This is a genomic window from Methylobacterium mesophilicum SR1.6/6 (assembly GCF_000364445.2).
GTDB lineage: Bacteria > Pseudomonadota > Alphaproteobacteria > Rhizobiales > Beijerinckiaceae > Methylobacterium > Methylobacterium mesophilicum_A.
Genome location: NZ_CP043538.1, coordinates 4,483,751 through 4,501,829, shown reverse-complemented (window position 1 = coordinate 4,501,829; position 18,079 = coordinate 4,483,751). Strand labels below are relative to the sequence as shown.

The window sequence follows — 18,079 nt, the reverse complement described above, 5'->3', positions numbered from 1 at the left end:
TTGGCCAGTCGACACCGCAGACCGGCCCGCCCTGCGTCGAGCTCGTCCTGTGTAAGCCTGCTTACGATTTCCCGGCCCGGTTGATCGAAGTTTCTGGCATTCGGGCTGGGCCGATTGCTCACTCTCAAAGTCCGCGACCCAAGTCATGCCGGGCTTGTTCGGCCAGTCCATACAGCAGAAGGACGATGTGCGATGAAACCGGCTTCCGTCGAACTCGGCGCGGCACTGTCGAGCTGCCGCTCGGCCCTGGTCAGCCTCATCGTCACCAGCGGCCTCCTCAACATTCTGTACCTGACAGCCTCGTTCTTCATGTTGCTAATTTCCGACCGTGTTCTTCCAAGCCGGTCTGTGCCGTCCCTCGTCGGTCTCGTACTCCTGGCTCTCATGCTCTACGCCTTCCAGAGTGCCCTTGAGGCGCTCAGGGGCCGCATCCTGAGCCGGATCGGCGCCGTGCTCGATGAATGCCTGAGCCCGCGGATTTTCGACGCGCTGGTGCGTGGTCCGCTGGAGAGCGGGGTGCTCGCCAACGGCCAGATGCCGCTACGGGATCTCGATCAGGTGCGCGGCTTCCTCGGAGGCTCGGCACCGACGGCACTCTGCGACCTGCCCTGGATGCCGCTCTACTTCATCATTTGCTTCCTGTTTCATCCGATGATCGGCTTCGCCACCGTGTCGGGCGCGCTCCTCCTCGTCGTGATCACCCTGATCGCGGACCGCCTTACGCGCGGCCCGTCGAAAGTCGCGACCGAGCACGGTCAGCGCCGGAACAGCGTGACGGACGCCAGTTGCCGCAACGCCGACGTCCTGATCGCGATGGGCATGCAGGGCCACTTCGCGGCCCGGTGGCACGATGCCCACTCCCAATACCTCCTGGCGCAGCAGCGCATGAGCGACGTCGCGGGCGCCGCAAGTGCCGTCTCGAAGGCGGCCCGGATGGCGCTGCAGTCGGGTGTCTTGGCGCTCGGCGCCTATCTGGTGATCCGCGGCCAGAGTTCGCCCGGCATCATCATCGCCTCGTCGATCCTGCTCGGCCGCGCCCTGGCGCCGCTCGATGCGACGATCGCGAACTGGAAAGGTGTCGTCGCCGCGCAGCAGAGCTGGGGCCGCCTCGCCGATACGGTGACCAAGGCGTCGGCCACGCGGCCTGCCTCCACCCTGCCGGCGCCGATGCACGTGCTCAAGGTCGAGGGCGTGAGCGTGGCCCCTCCCGGCAGCACGCGCCTGACGGTGAAGGAGGCGGGGTTCACCTTGAAGGCCGGGCAAGCGCTCGCCGTCACCGGCCCGAGCGGGTCGGGCAAGTCGACCCTGATACGAGCGCTGGTCGGCATCCTGCCTCTGGCCCGAGGAACGGTCTGGCTCGATACCGTGCCGCTCTCCCAGTGGCAGGCCGCAGATTTCGGACGCCACGTCGGATACCTTCCCCAGGAGGTCTCGCTGTTCGCTGGCACGGTGGCGGAGAATATCGCGCGCTTCGCGCCAGGGGCGAACCGTACCGAGATCGAAGAGGCCGCGCGGCAGGCAGGGGTCCAGCAGCTGATCGAGAATCTGCCGGAGGGCTACGATACGGTGTTGGGTGATGGTGGCACGGGCCTGTCGGGCGGCCAGCGTCAGCGCATCGGCCTCGCTCGCGCGCTCTTCGGCTCTCCGTTCCTCCTCGTCCTCGATGAGCCGAATGCCAACCTCGACGGCGAGGGCGACGCTGCCTTGACCCGGGCAATTCTCAGCGTCCGGGCTCGCGGCGGCATCGTCATCATCGTGGCCCACCGGATGAGTGCACTGACGGCTGTCGACGTGATGCTGACGATCGAGAGCGGCCAGGTCACGGCTTTCGGGACCAAGGATGAAGTGCTCAGCAAGATCCGGCGTCCGTCGAGCGGCGAGGTGAAGACCGTTCGGACCGATGCCGGTTTTGGTCGCCCGGCGGCGCACCATCCGGAGATGCACCTCGTGAAGGAGAGCGCCTGACATGGTCGGGCGTTCGGCGAAGAGGCCGGGATCCGACTCGAACACCGTGGAAAGTCCACTGAGCGGGTGCTCCGATTATCCGACCGCCCGCATCTGATTGGCGAAGGCATGCGCCAGATGGCCGTCGCAGCGGCTGCCTGCTCCGGACCAGCGGTCGCAGCTACAACCCTACGCAACGCCGTGCTTCGACATGCCGGCCTGCCCCCACGCCGATCTCAAGCTTTGATCCGGACTTGGCTTGAACCGGAAGCCGTCAGCCCGCCGAGGCAGCAGAACGGATAGACGACCGAAACTGCGGGTCTGCAGAGCCTGCCGCGCCCGCTGCCGCGCCTTCACGCTCTGCGGAGGATGGGCGAGTCAGTCGGTCCCGGGTGTTGTTGCCCCTCAAGATAGGCCAACGTCCTGGATTGATCAGGCAACGAATACTTGCAGAAATCAACAGCCGAACGCACGATGAGTGTGAAGGTCGTTATAGTGCACTGGCCAAGTGGGAAGCTGTCGCAATACGCTGTCGTCATCCGGCGGCACCGAGATACGCACGTCGTCGCGTTTCAAAGTTCATACGAACACCTCGGCCATGCCGTTGTTCTGCGGGCTCTCGCGCGGGGTCGTCTTCGGCACCAATCCGAGTTCGCGGGCGAAGCGGCGGGCGTCGCGAGCCGAGGCCGTGCGCGGGGTGGTCGCGGTGCGCGACACCCGGCCTCGGTGGTCTCGAGGACGCCGACCATCACGAGGGGGCAGCCGAACATCGTCCGTTAGATCGAGTACCAGCGAATACACAAGACGCCCGTCGTGGTCGCCGGGTAGCCCACCACCCCGCAATTGCCGCAGTCGAGCGCGGACGCGACCCAGACCCGTTCGTCGTTCTCGGCCGCCATCTCCTGCCCGTCCGAGCATCCGCGCGTCTTGCGCACGGCCACCGCCACCTTGCCCTCGGAACGGAGCGTCGCGACTCCGCCCCCGTGTCGCTGCAGCAGCAGGCCGTGCAACTTCATGACCCATTAGCGTGCCTCACGTGCGGTGGCGCTTGCAGCTCGGAAGCCGGCTCCGCGACTTTGCCGGCACCGGCGACCGTGAGCGCGCCGCGCTCCATCAGCCGACTCCTCGTGAAGGCGCGGTTCGGGAGTGAAGGGGCCTTCGGCCGGACAGCGAGTCAGTGCTGGCTCCTGTGTTGATCTGACCGCGCGGCCATCCACCTCCGCGCATGTGAAGTTTAGGGGAGAACGGAGAAGCGCATGCTGCTCGATTCCTCGCCGTTACCGGTGAGATGATGTATCGGCTGAGTATATTTTAAGATTACCGGGCAACGCATTCATACTTCGCGCGCAATAGCGGCCCGAATGGAGTCCCGATACCCTGTCGAACGCCGGGCTTCTATCGCGGAGACCTTACTGCGTGCTGGGCGTGAAACGGGCGTCCGACAAACAACATGACGGAAAGAGCTTGTCCGAGCGGCACTGAGAGCGGTTCACCCGGATGGTGCTTCGGGCATGACGCCAGGGCCCGCTTTAGCGACAGGCGCGTCGGCCATGAACCATGTCCAATCAACGACCGAGCGATCCAGCGTGATCTTGGTCACGGAATCCGCGACGACAGCATCATAAAACAAGGACGACTTCGACGGGGTATCCCCAGATCAAGTCTCACAGATCGCAGAAAAATATCCGCGATCCATGGATAAGACGCAGGGCAGCGAGGCACAGCCTCACAGAAAATGGAGTACCTCACATGACCAAGATCTTCGGCACTTCTGGCGACGACATCATCTACGGTGGGAGCGGCAACGACACCATCTACGGTGGTGGCGGGAACGACACCATCTACGGTGGCGGTGGCAACGACACCGTCTACGGTGGCAAGGGCAACGACACCATCTACGGTGGGGCTGGCAACGACCACCTCTACGGTGGTGCGGGCAACGACACCGTCTACGGTGGCAAGGGCAACGACACCATCAGCGGCGGGTCGGGCAACGACCACCTCTCCGGCGGGGCGGGCAACGACACCGTCTACGGCGGCAAGGGCAACGACACCATCCACGGCGGGTCTGGCAACGACCACCTCTCCGGCGGCAAGGGTGACGACGCCATCTTCGGCGGAAAAGGCAACGACACCATCCACGGCGGGTCGGGTAACGACCACCTGTTCGGGGGCAGCGGACCTGCAGATCATGGCCATGGGCAGATGGCGGCTCACCACGACATGGGTGGACACGTCGATGCTCACGTTGCCGACATGGGCATGTTCCACTGACCCCGTGATCGACCAGACCTTACGGCCATAAGTCCAAGACAGCGCGCCCCGCCAATTTCCATTGGCGGGGCGCGCCTTCGTCTGGCGGTCGCGCGACAATCTGGCTGGGAAGAGTTGGTTCTTGGCAGTTCGCGAGGCGAAAAGTGAGCTTCCGGTCAGTTCGCGACGCTCGCTCCCATCTGATTCTCGGCTGTGTGATCTTCTTCACAGCTGGTCGCCACGCACGCGGCGATACTCGCCATCAGAGCACGAAGCGATGGGAGGACATCATGCGCCGGTCGACCGAATTACGCATCAAATGTCAGATTTGGTCTGACATAGATCTTCTTCTCGCACAGCGAGCGGCCCTCGATAGTCTCCGCAAGCGCGGAGAAACTCTCACGATAGCCGTCGCTAAACACGCGGCTGGCTGCGCGATCCGGTGAGGTGCTGCGGTCCGCGGGTCTCTCCGCGAGTTGCCGATCGGAAAGGCGGTCGTCGTCCGCGGAGGTTCAAGTGGTTCGGCATGGGATCATCTACCGCCTGCGGTGGCGTCGCGGTTGCGGCTTGCGTCCCGTCCGCGTCACGGTCACCCGAATCACGTTGGACATGACGGGCGGCTTGTGCGGCACGTGGTCCGCGTCGGCGAGAACCAACTGCAGACTGTGCGTGCCGAGTGGCAGCGTGACCAGCGCCTCCGTCTGTCCGAGGCCGAAATGGAGGTGCTCGAAGTCATTTGGGATGCGCTCGTCGAGCGCGTGGAGGGAGCTGTCGATCAGCAGATGGTGGTGACCCGTATTGGCCTTGTCGAAGCCCGCCGGCGCTACACCCATTCCGGTCAGGCCGAAGCGGATGAGCGTCTTGCGTCCGACGACGTCGCCGTTGCGCGGCTGAACGAAGTAGGCCCGCGCTCCCGGCGGTGATGGGCGCTGCTGGACGGCTCCTCCCCCCGGGGCGGCGGCGGGCTCGGCGCCCGGGGGAACGACCCGGACCTTGATGGCCTCTGACGCCACTGGGGGATTGTGCGGGATGTGGTCCTTGTCGGCGAGCAGCAGTTGGAGCGTGTGCTCGCCTGGCGTCAGCTCGATCTCAGCCTCAGTCTGTCCGGCGCCGAAATGCATGTGATTGAAGTCGTTTGGGATCGGTCGATCCGCGGCCGGCATCGGCGTGTCGATCAGGAGATGATGGTGTCCAGAGTTGGGGCGGTCCAAGCCTGCCGGTGCCACACCCATGTTCCGCAGGCCGAAATGGATCGTCGCCTTGGGCGGTAGCGTGCTGCCGTTCTTGACATCCACGAAATATACCGCCGCCCCCGGCGGTGACGGCGTCGGGCCACTTTTGCGCTCCTGCGCCGCTGCGGCGGATGCGGTCAGCAGCAGAACGAGAGCCGCACAAGGCAGGCCGCCCGTAATGAGTTTCGCCGCATCAATCACGATGCCTCCTGCGCAACGCACTGATCAGAGCTCGCATCTTAAGGGAGCGCGACGTCTCTTCGATTCGAGCGGGACGACCCCCGATCCATACTACCTCGCTGCTGGAATGGCAATTGAAACCTATTGATATCTTGATTGAGGCGACATAATCCCACGGATGAGTGGACCTTCGGGTTCAACGATCATTGCGCTTCGGCCAATTCTACATACACTGCAGTTCTCGCTCGTCCGCCGGTCGCGTGCAGGTCATCATTCATGCCAGGACGGATCTATGTTCGAAGGCCTCTAGAGCTGACGCTCCGGGCAGGGTTACGCGACCGCATCGGCGGATGCGGCGTGCTGATCTTTCTGGCATTCCTCGCACTGAGCGTAATGCTTCTCACGGTAGGGTCCGGACAGGCTCAGAACCCGATCGGGGCCGGACGGCGCTTCGCCCTCCTCATCGCAAACAGCCGCTATCCCGATGCGCAGGGATCGTTGCCGACGATCGTGAAGGACGGGCGCCTGATCGCGGAGGAGTTGCGTCGAAGCGATTTCGATGTCGATTTGCGCGAGAACCTGAGGCGGGAGGATGTCCAGGCGACCTTGGACGCGTTCTACTCCAAGTTGAACGCCGGCGCGGCCGCTTTCATCTACTTTGGCGGATACGGTATTCAGGTCGAGCGCCAGAGCTTTCTGATCCCCGTAAACGCGCAGATCTGGTCCGAGACAGAAGTTCGTCGTGATGGCATCAGCCTCGATGCGATCTTGAGCGAGTTGAACCGGCGCGGCGTGCGCGTGAAGATCGCGGTCGTCGACGCGGCTCGGCAGAATCCATTCGAACGCCGCTTCCGAGCCTCGTCTGCGGGGTTGGCGCCGGTCGACGCTCCGGAAGGGAGCTTGATCCTGTTCTCGGCCCCGCCCGGAAAGGTGGTCCGCGAGGAGGACAGTGACGTCAGCTTGTTCGTGAGTGAGCTCGGGAAGGAGCTGCGCGCTCCGAACCTCACCGCGGAAGAGGCGTTCACGCACACCCGGATCGGGGTGTCGCGCGCCTCGAAGGGGGATCGCGTCCCGTGGATCTCCTCGTCCTTGATCGAGGAGTTTCGTTTCGCCGTCGCGGCGACAAACGCCGCGCCGGCGCCCGTGCCGGACCGGACCAGCAGGGCCGAGCCTCCGCGGGCCGCGCGTCGTCCGCCGCCCGAACCAGTCTCGCCGCCGGCGGCGCCATCCCCGACACCGTCCCCGGCGGTCCTCCCGCAGACCGCAGCGGCCGTGCCGGTTCCGAGCCCACCGGCCGCTCCGGCCCCGCCGCGGTCCCAGTCGCCGATCCAGGAAGGCAATCAGACGGCGGGACAGACCTTGCGAGACTGTGACACCTGCCCCGAACTCGCCATCCTGCGGGCAGGCACCTTCGAGATGGGCGCCGGCGCGCAGCCGTTCGACCGGCCTGTCCACCGGGTGACGATCCCGCGCCCGTTCGCCATCGCGCGCCGGGAGACGACCATCAACGAGTGGCGCAGCTGCGTCGAGGCAGGGGCCTGCAAGTACCGGCCGAATACTGCGGACGACCAAGCCGGCACGCAACCGATCACGAACGTGAGCTGGTTCGACGCGCAGGAATATGTCGCCTGGCTCAGCGCGCTGACGCGGCGGACCTACCGCCTGCCGAGCGAGGCGGAATGGGAATACGCCGCGCACGGCGGGACCAGCACCGCCTTCGCCTGGGGGAGCCAGGTCGGCGAGAGCAAGGCCAATTGCCGCGATTGCAGCCGGACAGCCAGCCGGGAACTGGCGGGCGTTGCGAGCTTCGCGCCCAATGGGTTCGGCCTGTTCGACATGGCGGGCAACGCAGCCGAGTGGGTCGAGGATTGCTGGAACGATTCCTACCGCGGTGCCCCGCAAGACGGAACGGCCTGGCTCACCGGGACGTGCAGCCAACGGGTGCTTCGGGGCGGTTCCTTCGACAGTTCGGCCAGCTACGTGAAGCCCTCGGCACGCTTCCGGTACGATGCCGACGTCCGGTACTATGCCAACGGGTTCCGGGTGGTACGCGCTCTGCCGTGACCGGGAGCGACCGCTTCCCTCCCCCCTTCGGGCCCGGTCTGGCCCGGCCCGGCCCGGCCCGCCGTCGGGTCACGCGCAGGACGGCTCCTGCGCCATCCGGGTGAGCGCCTTGGCATCGAGGAGGACGACGCAGCCCCGGCGCAGATCGATGTAGCCGGCGCGGCGCCAGACCTGCAATTGGCGGTTCACGCTCTCGCGCGTGCCGCCCACGAACGCGCCGAGCTGCTCCTGCGAGATCTGGATCTCGTTGCCGAAATCCTCGGCCAGCACCGTCAGCCGGCGGGCGAGCCGGGCTCCCAGCGACAGCGTCGCCAGTTCGTTCATCTGACCGGCGATGTAGCGGATCCGGCTGCAGAGCAGGCCGATCAACCGGATGGCCACGTCGGGCTCGCGCCTGAGGTAGGCGAGAAGATCGGAACGTCGCAGGACGAAGACTTCGCTCGCCACGGCGGCCACCGCATCGGCCGTGCGCTCGCGGCCGTCAAGGAGCGCGATCTCACCGAACAGATCGCCGGCTCCGAGGCTGTTCAGCACGATGCGTCGCCCGGCCTCGGTCCCGGTCTCGATTCGAATTTCCCCGCGCCGGATGCCGTAGAGCGTGTCGCCGGGATCGCCGACTTGGAAGAGCACTTCGCCGGACCGCAGTATCCGCGTCGTCGCCATTTCAGCGAGACAGTCGATCGCCTCCGGGCCGAGGTCCGCGAACAGCGGGTTCACGCGCAGGAGCGGACCGAAACTGGAGCCTTTCGACATCACGGCACCCCGAGACCATGAGAGAATCGGATTCTCACGCGAACGCAGGTGATCGTGCAACGGCTTGTTTTCAGTTGCCCAATGTTCCCCGTTCGACCATGCTGTTTATAGAGCATTCAACGGCGATTCACGTCACCTATTGTGGGGACGAGCCGTCCCTGCCAGCCCGGTATTGTGGAGTCTGCCGATGCGGACGGAGGGCGCACTCTCGTCGGCGCCGAGCTTGACTTGGCGAGGCAGCCTATTCCGCAAATACGTCCTGACGCTCGTGAGTCTCGTCGCCCTGGTCCTCACAATCAATGCGGCCGTCGAGACGTGGTTTTTGTACCGGGAAACGGTCGAGCGGGTCGCCCACAGCCAAGCCACCTTCGCGGCCAGCGCGACCGCGACCGTCGAGGACACGCTGGCGGAGATCGAGCGGCAGGTGGGCTGGGTGACCCGGGCGAGCGCACAGAGCCTCGCCCAGCACCGCGAGGACTACGCGGCGCTCCTCGATCAGACGCCGATCGTCCTGACGCTCGCCTTCTTCGATGGCGAGGGCCGCGAGCGTGTCCGAGCCCGCCGGCCGGACAGCACCGATCCCCTGATATCGGCTGATCTCGGGCCGGTCCCGACGCACAAGGGATTTCAGAACCTGCAGGTCGTCGGGGATCAGATCTACGCGAACCTTCTCCTGCCGCATCCGGGCGCGGGGACGGGCGCCACTCTGGCCCGCGTCCGGCTGACCGCCCTTACGGAGAGCCTCCCGTCCTCGACCGCTGGCGTCGGACTCTACGCCGACCTCGTCACGCCGGACGGGGTCAGCATCGCCCGCTCCAACAAGAGCCCACACACGACGGGCGATCGCCTGACCCTGCCGACACCCGGTTCGGTGACCTACGCCTCCGATGCCGCGGGACAGCCGGTCGTGGCCACGCAATATCCCCTCGCTGCGCTGCCCGCCTCGCTCATCGTCGCGCAGCCCGTGAGCGAGGCGCTCGCGCCGGTTCGCGATCTGCTCATCCGTCTCGTCTGGCTTCTCGCGTTCGGCCTCGTCGTGGCGATCTGCGCCAGTCTCCTGCTGGCCCGCCGCATGCTGGTGCCGATCCGCGCGCTCCATGCCGGGGCCGAGCACTTCGCGGCCAACCGGTTCGAGCATCGCATCGCCGTGCGCACAGGCGACGAGTTCGAGGCCTTGGCCACGCGCTTCAACGACATGGCCGACGCACTCTCGACGTCGTATGCGCGGCTCGAGAGCGAGATTCAGAGGCAGACCCGGGATCTCGCCCGCTCCGTCAGCGAACTGCGGGCCCTCGAGGAAACCGGGCGCGCCATCGTCGCCTCACTGCAGATCGATGATGTCGTGCGGGCGATCGCCGCGCGGGCAGCAACCCTGGCGGGTTCGGACGCGAGCGCCGTCTACTTGGTCGAGGCGCCGGGCGAGACGTTCCGCCGTGTGGGCGACCATGGTCTTCCACCCAGCGCGGTCAGCGACATACTCCCGGCCAACGCCCTGGCGAGGGCCGGTGACGCCGCGGCTGAAGTGATCTCGGTCCGCGATCTGACCACGATCAGCGGGCTTCTCACGGGCGTCGCGGAGGGATTTCAGGCCGCCACGCTCATCAATCTCGCCGACAGCGACGGCCGCCTCGGTTTCCTCCTCCTGCTCGCCCGAGACGCCGCCGCGCCCCTGGGCAGTTCCGAGCATGTCCTGCACACCTTCGCGCATCAGGCTGCCCTCGCGATCCGCAACGCGCGTCTCTTCCAAGAAGTCGACGAGAAGGGCCGACAGCTCGCCGCCGCCGACCTCCACAAGACACAGTTCTTCGCCAACATGAGCCACGAGCTCCGCACGCCGCTGAATGCCGTGCTGGGCTATTCGGAGCTTCTGGCCGACGGGCTGTACGGTCCGCTCAGCGAGAAGGCCAGCGAGGCGCTGGAGCGGATTCAGATCAACGGCCGCCACCTGTTGAGCCTGATCAACGACGTTCTCGACTTCACGAAGATCGAGGCCGGCCTGCTCACGCTCGATGTCCAGGATTACGCACTGGGCGCGTTGATCGAATCCGTCACGGTGGCGGCTTCCTCGCTGGCCCAGGCCAAGGGCCTCGCCCTGACGGTCGACGTCCCGCCGGCACTGCCGATCGGACAGGGCGATGAGCGGCGGCTCACACAAGTGCTCATGAATCTCGTGGGCAACGCCATCAAGTTCACGCAGGCTGGCTCCGTGGAGGTGGCTGCCCGCGTCGTCGACGACACCTTCGTCATGACGGTGTCCGATACCGGTCCCGGGATTGCGCCCGCCGATCAGGCACGGATCTTCGACGAATTCCAGCAGGTCGACAGCTCGAGCACGCGCCAGCAGGGTGGCACCGGACTGGGCCTGTCGATCACCCGCCAGCTCGTTCTCCTCCATGGCGGCCGGATCGAAGTGCGGTCGGAGGCGGGTCAGGGTGCGGTGTTCCAAGTGACCCTTCCGATCCGTACACCGGTCGAGAGAAAGAAGGCTTCATGAAGCGAATACTGATCGTCGAGGATACGGAGGATAATCGTCGCATTCTGCGCGACCTCCTCTCGGCCGCGGGCTATGGCATCGTCGAGGCTCCGGATGGGCGGCGAGGGGTCGAAGTGGCGCAGGCCGAGCTGCCCGACCTCATCCTGATGGATATCCAGCTTCCGGTGATGGATGGATACGAGGCCGCGCGGTGCCTGAAGGCGGATCCCGCGACGCGTCACATCCCGGTCGTTGCCGTGACCTCCTATGCGCTCTCGGGCGACGAGGACCGGGCCCTCGCCGCGGGCTGCGACGGCTACGTCGCCAAGCCGTTCAGCCCGCGCAAGGTCCTGAGCCTCGTTCGCCAGATGCTCGTCGACGTCTGAGGCGGAGCGGAGGCCGTGCCGGCGCATATCCTGGTCGTCGACGACAGTCCTGAGAACCTGGAGATCCTGCGCGTCCGCCTGGAGGCTCAGGGCTACGAGGTCGGGCTCGCACCGGACGGCGAGGCCGCCCTGGCACGGGCGGCTGCCAAGCCGCCGGACTTGATCCTTCTCGACGTGATGATGCCGCGTCTCAGCGGATTGGAAGTTCTGCGCCGCCTCAAGACGGATGAGGTGCTGCGCTACGTCCCCGTCGTGCTGCTCACCGCGCGGGTGGAGACGCGTGACGTCGTCGAGGGGCTCGATGCCGGGGCGGATGAGTATCTGACGAAACCCTACGAGCATGCCGCTCTGATGGCGCGGGTGCGCTCGATGCTGCGGCTCAAGGCGCTGACCGACACCGTGCGGGCGCAGGCGCGCGAGCTCGCGGATCAGAAGGCGGCACTTGCCCAGTCAAACCGTGATCTCGAATGCCAGGTCGCCGTCAAGGCCGCCGAGCTCCAGCGGATCGGCCGATTGCGGCGGTTCCTCTCGCCCCAGATCGCCGATCTCGTCGCCGCCGACCGCGACGACCACTCGCTGTTGGAGCCGCACAGGCGCGAGATCACGGTGGTTTTCTGCGACCTGCGCGGCTTCACGGCCTTCACGGATACGGCCGCGCCGGAAGAGGTGGTTGCCGTTCTTCGCGAGTATCACGAGACCGTCGGCCAAGCCGTATTTCACTATGAAGGGACTTTGGAGCACTTCGCCGGCGACGGCATCATGACCTACTTCAACGATCCGTATCCGTGCCCGGACCATACCGAGCGCGCCGTGCGCATGGCTTTCGACCTCCGCGAACGCGTCGGTAGCCTGTCGCGGCGATGGGAAGCGCGCGGCCATTCGATCGGGTTCGGGCTGGGACTCGCACGAGGCTACGCGACCCTCGGACAGATCGGTTTCGAGGGGCGGTTCGAGTACGGGGCCCTCGGAAGCGTCACCAATCTGGCATCCCGGCTCTGCGACGTGGCCCAGGCGGGACAGATCGTAGTGAGCCGGTCGGTCTTCAGCGCTGTCCAGACGGTCGTTCAAGCGCGCCCGCTCGGCAATCTGCCACTCAAGGGCTTCCTGCGCGAGGTTGCAGCCTTCGAGCTTGTGGCCATGTCGGAGGATCGGACGGGCACCTGACCCGGGCCCGGCAGCGCGGTCAGTCGTTCGTCTGACAACCAAGGACCCGGTGAGCTTCCAGCAGGAAGTCCGGGGCCGTGTGCCCCGATGCCTCGGGCACTCGCGGACGATGCTCGTCGGAGTCGAGCACCGGCTTGGCCTCACCGTCCGATGATGATGGTCTTCACCTCACCGGAGACGGGATCGAGGAGAGTGATGGTCTGCTGGCTCATATGCCGTTCCTCCGTCGCTCGCAGAAGGTCTTGTGCGTGCTGCCCGGTGGCAAGCTCAGATGCGTGGCCAGCACCGTGCCGACCATCGGGCATTCGGTGATCAGCGCGACCGGCTGAACGATCACGTCGAGCGCCGTCTCGCGGGTACAGTCGGGCCCCTCGACACGTGGAGGACAGGCCAGTGCACCGGCCATGTAGCCCGGCGTCTCAGCGAGCGCCGGCTGGTCGAGCACGCAGATCCAGGCCCAGCCCACCATCAGGATCAGGAGGATGCCGGCGATCTGCCGGGCACCGAGAGATAGGTTTCGGACGACGTAAAACATCTGCTTGGCTCTCCATGTTTTGCACATGAGCGCAGATGTCGAGCAGGCGTTCTGTGATCGTCCTCACCGAAGACGGTAACGATCGTTGCGAGCCGGCGAGGCGGGGCCAGACCCGGCATGCCCGGACCTGCCGAAGTCCGGGAGCGCGCCCGGCGACCAGCGTCCGATCACCTCACCGGGGCTGGCCGTCCATTGACCTCGCCCCCGCATGCGCGCCACCCCTTCGCCTTCCATGCGCGGATCCATTGGGTACTTGAATCGACCCCGTACCGGCTGTCGCTCCCTAGGGGGATTAATTGCCGGCCAGTCGACGATCCGCCGCTGCTTCCGGCGCGGGTCAGGTCGATCGATCCATCCCGCAGCTACAGCCGCGTGGCGCGGAAGGTGGGCGGGTCTGGCACCTGAGTCGTGAAGCGATCGGGTGCCGCTGATCCGCTCGACCCGCGTTGAAGCAGTTCGGCGTCCCGAGCCATGAGGCCGAGCGGCGTCCATTTCAATTCGGGACCAGCGCGGAGGCTTCAATGCGGACATTCACGGTCGCCTGGGACGCGACGAGGCTCGCCCGGGTCAGGGAGCGCGTGCGAGCGCACCGCATGCCGCACCTGCCGGCGGAGGCCGGCTGGCGCTACGGCTGCGATCCGGCCTTCCTCGCCGACCTGTGCGCCCACTGGCTCGACGGCTTCGACGAGGCGAAAGCGGCGGCCGAACTCAACCGCTTTCCGCAGAGGCTGATCCGCATCGAGGATCTCGACCTCCACGTCGTTCACGTCGTCGGCGAGGCGGAAGGCAGGCGGCCGCTGCTGCTGATCCACGGCTGGCCGGGCTCGATCTACGAGTTCTGGTCGGTGATCGAGCCGCTGGCCTTCCCCTCGCGCCACGGCGGGCGATCGGAGGACGCGTTCGATCTGGTGATTCCGGCGCTGCCGGGCTTCGGCTTCTCGGGCAAGCCCGCCGCGCCGATCGGGCCGCGCACGACCGCGCGCCTGTTCGACAATCTGATGCGCGAAGGCTTGGGCTATCCGCGCTACCGGGTGCAGGGCGGCGACTGGGGCTCCGGGGTGGCGGCCTGGCTGGGCCTCGATCATGCGGCCTCGCTGGAGGCGATCCACCTCAACTACCTGCTGGTTCAGCCGGATGCCGAGCCGGAGAGCGCGGCCGAACGGGCTTGGCAAAGGGAAGCCCAGGCCTGTCAGCAGGCCCTCGGGGCCTACGCGCAGCTTCAGGGCACGAGGCCGCTCTCGCTGGGCTACGCCATGGCGGAGGAGCCGGTGGCGCAGCTGGCTTGGCTGGTCGAGCGATTCCACGACTGGGCGGATCTGCGGGAGCGGCCTTTCGCGGAGGTGTTCTCGAAGGACCGGCTCCTGACCAACGCCTTGCTCTACATCCTGACCGACGCCTTCGCGACGTCGACGTGGATCTATGCAGGCGCGCAGCAGGAAGGCGCGCGCCGGATGCCGCCGGGGCGGCGCGTCACGGTGCCGACGGCCTTCGCGGCCTATCCCGATCCGCGCATGCCCGCGCCGCCGCGGGAATGGCTGGAGCGCGGCTACGCGGTCTCGCGCTGGCAGACGATGCCCCGCGGCGGCCACTTCGCCGCCATGGAGGCCCAGGATCTGTTCGTCCGGGACCTTCGGGAATGGGGTCGCGGCTGACGGAGTCATCCCGCCGCATCCCGGACCTCGCCACCTCCTGGCGGGTTGCCCGTGGGATCCCCTCATCGTCGTATTGGAGTGCGCGCTATGATGTTTGCTGTTGGCGTTCGCGTCGGGCTGGCCGCATCGTTGATGTCCGGTGTCGCCGTGTTGGCGGGCCCCGCCGCGGCTCAGGACCCGAAGCCTGCGTCCGGGACACTCACCAAGGTGGCGGGCTTTGCCCATCAGGTCACGGGCGTCACCGTGAGCCGCGACGGGCGCATGTTCGTCAACTTCCCCCGCTGGAGCGAGGACGCCCCCGTCTCCGTAGCCGAGCTGAAGGACGGCAAGCCCGTCCCGTATCCGGACGAGGGATGGAACAGCTGGCGCAACGCCAAGGCGGACGCGGTCGACCCGAAGACCCATTTCGTCTGCGTGCAGAGCGTCGTGGCCGACGGTCAGGACCGTCTCTGGGTGGTCGACGCCGCCGCGCCCGCCATGGCGCACGTGGTCAAGGACGGCCCGAAGCTCGTCGGCATCGACCTGAAGACCAATCAGGTCGTGAAGACGATCCCGTTCGACACCAGCACCGTGCTGCAGGCCTCGTACATCAACGACGTGCGGATCTCGCCTGACGGCAAGACCGCCTACCTGACCGATTCCGGCGCCGAGGGCGCGCTGATCGTGGTGGATCTCGACGGCGGATCCGCCAAGCGCGTCCTGTCCGGCCATGCCTCGACCATGCCGGACAAGAGCGTCACCGTGCAGTACGACGGTGAGCCGCTGCGCCGCCCGGACGGCCGCGGCGTCGAATTCTCGGCCGATGGCATCGCCCTCTCGCCCGACGGAAAGACGCTGTACTGGCAGGCCATCAAGGGCAAGACGCTCTACAGCCTGCCGACGGACGCGCTGACGGGTTGGGCCACCGCCGCGTTCGTGCCCGAGATGCTGAGCGACAGGACACTGGAGTCGAAGATCGCTACGGTCGGCGAGAACGGCCCCGCCGATGGCCTGCTGATCGCACGCAAGGACGGCCGGATGTACGTGACCTCGCCGCAGGACAATGCCGTGAAGGTCCGTGACCTGTCCCGCAAGGGGAGTGGCCTCACCACGCTGGTGCAGGACCCGCAACTGCGGTGGCCGGATACGTTCAGCGAGGGGCCGGACGGCACGATCTACGTGACGACGTCGCACATCCAGGACTCGGCCGATTACAAGCCCGGCGCGCCGATCAGCCTTCCCACGGAGCTCTGGGCCATCAAGTCGGGCTCGAGCGAGGTCACGGGCTCCACGGAACCCGGCACGGTACGGTGAGGACGGGCGACAATCCGGCGGCCATTTGCCGACCATAGCCCACGCGCTTGCCGCGGTTGATCGGCGCCCGGCATCCGCGACGGGCCTCTCGCATTCGTGTGCGGGTTCGACGCCGCTCGCACGGTGAGCGAGGCATTCTCCGGCTTGCGCCCGTATCAAAGATTAGATTAGTTCCAATCTGTGATGGCGTATGACGAGCTCACACGTGAATGGCGCGCCCTGACGCCGGGACAGCAGGCGATGCTGCGTCGGCTGGATCGGGAGGGATCGCTCCTGTCCCTCGCGCCCTGGGAGATGCGGACGGTGCGATCGCTGCTGGAGCGGGGCCTCGTCCGGCCCCGGCGGCCAGGGCGTGCGGATGTCGGCCTGTGGTTCCTGAGCGCCAGGGGCCTCCGGATCCTGCAGACCGCGACGGGCACGGAGACATCCGTCGCGCGAACCGCCCCCCTGCGTCATGGGCGACCCGCGCATCCGGCACCGCGCTGCGAATAGGAAGGCGAAGGCCTCCGTCTGCGCCTCCGGTGGTGGACGTTCAGCCCTTCTTGCCCTGCTTGAAGCTCTGAATGGCGGATTGGCACCCGGGCGACAGCTTCGCCATGTTCTTCTCGAAGCACGCCTGCGTCTCGGGGCCGTCCTCTGGCGGCAGGTCGCCGCAGAAGGTCGTGAAGTCACCCGAACATTGCTGCTGGAGGGTGGCCTTGTCGTCGGCGCTCATGGGTGCCGCCAGCACAGGGCCGGTGACGGTCGCCAGAAGTGCGAGGGAGATCAGAACGCGGGTCGGCATGAGGTGCTCCAAGACAAGGGGTTCGGCCCGAGACCAAAGCCGGATGAGACGAAAACGGTTGCATGCGCTTTCTGCTCGCAGGGTCGTAATCGCCTGTCATGGATCGGTCGTGCGGGGATCGGCGTCTCTGTCGCGCACAGCCCACGCTTGTTCCGGAACGAATAAGCCAAGCTTCGAGTTGAGCGCCGCAGCCCGGAGGCCCTTTTGCGCGCACCGTTTTTCCTTGTGGTCGGGCTGATGCTCGTGGCCGGACCGTCGCTTGGTCTGGCCCAGACACCCGGCGCAGATGTACCTGCCACCACCCTTGAGGCCGATGAACCCAGGCCGGGGCCGCCGCCGCCCCTGCCCGAACTCTCGGACCCCAACGGCCGCGCCGGTGAGGCGCTGAACGAGCCCGGCGAGCGCTCTGGCATCCCCAGGGCGCTGCGCGGATCGGGATCCAGGGCGGGCGGCCCGGCCAACGATCTCAATCCCGGGGGGCGCGCCGAGGATCCGACGCCGCCCAAGGGCGACCTCGGCCGGGTTATCGCCGGGCAGGAACTGTTCCACGGCAATTACTGCGGCAAGGGTCAGCGCGGTGAGGGCCTGCCGCCGACCGACGCGCTGGACGCCGCGTGCATGCGGCACGACGCGTGTTACGACGCGGCGGGCTACGAGTCCTGTGCCTGCAACGCGACCCTGCGGCGGGAGGCATCGGCGGTGGCTGACGGGCCGGACGCCGCCCTGGAAGTCAGGCGCAGGGCGCTCAGCGTCGTCGAGGCAGCCGCCGCGATGGCGTGCCACACGCCTTGAGCGGATCACGTCCGGCCGGAGCCCGCGCGTCTGTCACGACGGCGCATTGCCGGAGTCGATCTGCGCGCCGGCACCAGCTATCGTGGTGGACGACGTGAGGCCGGCACACAGGGTCGACCATGCCTGATGGCGCTTTCGACGTGGTGATCTACCACAATCCGGCCTGCGGCACCTCGCGGAACACCCTTGCGATGATCCGCAACGCCGGCATCGAACCGCACGTGATCGAGTACCTGAAGACTCCGCCAGCCCGGGCGCTGCTCAAGCAGCTTCTGGACCGCGCCGGTCTGGCCTTGCGCGCGGCACTGCGCGAGACGGGTACACCCTTCACGGAGCTGGGCCTCGGCGATCCGACCCTGACCGACGACCAGCTTCTCGACGCGATCGACGCGCATCCGATCCTGCTGAACCGCCCCCTCGTGGTGAGCCCACGGGGCGTGCGGCTGTGCCGGCCGTCCGAGGCCGTCCTGGACCTGCTGCCGCCCCAGCAGGGCGCGTTCGTCAAGGAGGATGGCGAGCCGGTGATCGACGCGGAGGGCCGGCGCGTCGCCACGGCGTAGCCCGCCCGCAGGGC

16 protein-coding genes and 1 pseudogene are annotated in these 18,079 nt (G+C 66.8%); 11 read left to right on the top strand and 6 right to left on the bottom strand.

Going from position 1 to position 18,079, the window contains the following annotated elements; genetic code table 11:
- Positions 1-192 precede the first annotated feature (192 nt).
- Positions 193-1,965, top strand: coding sequence for a type I secretion system permease/ATPase (locus MMSR116_RS21410; protein ID WP_010687277.1), 1,773 nt, complete (start codon positions 193-195; stop codon positions 1,963-1,965).
- A gap of 558 nt (positions 1,966-2,523) precedes the next feature.
- Here the strand turns inward: MMSR116_RS21410 and MMSR116_RS21405 are convergent.
- Both MMSR116_RS21405 and MMSR116_RS21400 read right to left on the bottom strand, forming a co-directional pair.
- On the bottom strand, positions 2,524-2,661 hold the full coding sequence (locus MMSR116_RS21405) for a hypothetical protein (protein ID WP_158169090.1): 138 nt from the start codon (positions 2,659-2,661) through the stop codon (positions 2,524-2,526).
- Between the two features lie 59 nt (positions 2,662-2,720).
- Positions 2,721-2,960, bottom strand: a complete 240-nt coding sequence (locus MMSR116_RS21400) for a hypothetical protein (RefSeq protein ID WP_010687278.1) — start codon at positions 2,958-2,960, stop codon at positions 2,721-2,723.
- 733 nt (positions 2,961-3,693) lie between these two features.
- Here MMSR116_RS21400 and MMSR116_RS21395 point away from each other — a divergent pair.
- The gene (locus MMSR116_RS21395; protein ID WP_158169089.1) at positions 3,694-4,218 is read left to right on the top strand and encodes a calcium-binding protein; all 525 of its coding nucleotides are present in this window, start codon (positions 3,694-3,696) and stop codon (positions 4,216-4,218) included.
- Positions 4,219-4,733: 515 nt separating this feature from the next.
- On the opposite strand, the gene MMSR116_RS21390 is transcribed toward MMSR116_RS21395, so the two are convergent.
- Positions 4,734-5,630, bottom strand: coding sequence for a DUF4399 domain-containing protein (locus tag MMSR116_RS21390; RefSeq protein ID WP_010687280.1), 897 nt, complete (start codon positions 5,628-5,630; stop codon positions 4,734-4,736).
- 255 nt (positions 5,631-5,885) lie between these two features.
- Between MMSR116_RS21390 and MMSR116_RS32580 the strand changes: the two are divergent.
- Positions 5,886-6,653 (top strand): annotated as a pseudogene (locus MMSR116_RS32580) (caspase family protein); the annotation flags it as partial.
- Between the two features lie 315 nt (positions 6,654-6,968).
- Positions 6,969-7,673, top strand: coding sequence for a formylglycine-generating enzyme family protein (locus MMSR116_RS32005; protein ID WP_244625504.1), 705 nt, complete (start codon positions 6,969-6,971; stop codon positions 7,671-7,673).
- Between the two features lie 69 nt (positions 7,674-7,742).
- Here MMSR116_RS32005 and MMSR116_RS21380 read toward each other — a convergent pair whose 3' ends face one another.
- Entirely contained in the window at positions 7,743-8,426 is a 684-nt protein-coding gene (locus MMSR116_RS21380) for a Crp/Fnr family transcriptional regulator (protein ID WP_010687282.1), read from the bottom strand.
- A gap of 187 nt (positions 8,427-8,613) precedes the next feature.
- On the opposite strand from MMSR116_RS21380, the gene MMSR116_RS21375 reads away from it, so the two are divergent.
- The 3 genes from MMSR116_RS21375 to MMSR116_RS21365 are packed head-to-tail and all read left to right on the top strand — an operon-like array spanning position 8,614 to position 12,449.
- Positions 8,614-10,920 (top strand): sensor histidine kinase, encoded by a 2,307-nt coding sequence (locus MMSR116_RS21375; RefSeq protein ID WP_010687283.1) that lies wholly within the window; start codon positions 8,614-8,616, stop codon positions 10,918-10,920.
- Positions 10,917-11,285: a response regulator gene (locus MMSR116_RS21370; RefSeq protein WP_010687284.1), complete on the top strand. Its 369-nt coding sequence runs from the start codon at positions 10,917-10,919 to the stop codon at positions 11,283-11,285. Before MMSR116_RS21375 ends, MMSR116_RS21370 begins: the two co-directional genes overlap by 4 nt.
- A 15-nt stretch (positions 11,286-11,300) precedes the next feature.
- Positions 11,301-12,449 carry an adenylate/guanylate cyclase domain-containing protein gene (locus MMSR116_RS21365; protein ID WP_010687285.1) on the top strand — a complete coding sequence of 383 codons (1,149 nt, stop codon included), beginning with the start codon at positions 11,301-11,303 and terminating at the stop codon, positions 12,447-12,449.
- A gap of 208 nt (positions 12,450-12,657) precedes the next feature.
- On the opposite strand, the gene MMSR116_RS21360 is transcribed toward MMSR116_RS21365, so the two are convergent.
- On the bottom strand, positions 12,658-12,984 hold the full coding sequence (locus tag MMSR116_RS21360) for a hypothetical protein (RefSeq protein WP_010687286.1): 327 nt from the start codon (positions 12,982-12,984) through the stop codon (positions 12,658-12,660).
- A gap of 521 nt (positions 12,985-13,505) precedes the next feature.
- On the opposite strand from MMSR116_RS21360, the gene MMSR116_RS21355 reads away from it, so the two are divergent.
- Positions 13,506-14,636: an epoxide hydrolase family protein gene (locus MMSR116_RS21355; protein ID WP_010687287.1), complete on the top strand. Its 1,131-nt coding sequence runs from the start codon at positions 13,506-13,508 to the stop codon at positions 14,634-14,636.
- 132 nt (positions 14,637-14,768) lie between these two features.
- Positions 14,769-15,929, top strand: a complete 1,161-nt coding sequence (locus MMSR116_RS21350) for an L-dopachrome tautomerase-related protein (RefSeq protein ID WP_348529323.1) — start codon at positions 14,769-14,771, stop codon at positions 15,927-15,929.
- Positions 15,930-16,461: 532 nt separating this feature from the next.
- Here the strand turns inward: MMSR116_RS21350 and MMSR116_RS21345 are convergent.
- A complete protein-coding gene (locus tag MMSR116_RS21345) occupies positions 16,462-16,713 on the bottom strand; it encodes a hypothetical protein (protein WP_010687289.1) in 252 nt (83 codons plus the stop codon).
- Positions 16,714-16,950: 237 nt separating this feature from the next.
- Between MMSR116_RS21345 and MMSR116_RS21340 the strand changes: the two genes are divergently transcribed.
- Both MMSR116_RS21340 and arsC read left to right on the top strand, forming a co-directional pair.
- Complete coding sequence (locus MMSR116_RS21340; RefSeq protein ID WP_010687290.1) at positions 16,951-17,505, top strand: phospholipase A2 family protein; 555 nt, start codon at positions 16,951-16,953, stop codon at positions 17,503-17,505.
- Positions 17,506-17,624: 119 nt separating this feature from the next.
- On the top strand, positions 17,625-18,065 hold the full coding sequence (gene arsC, locus MMSR116_RS21335; RefSeq protein ID WP_010687291.1) for an arsenate reductase (glutaredoxin): 441 nt from the start codon (positions 17,625-17,627) through the stop codon (positions 18,063-18,065).
- The last annotated feature ends 14 nt before the right edge of the window (positions 18,066-18,079 follow it).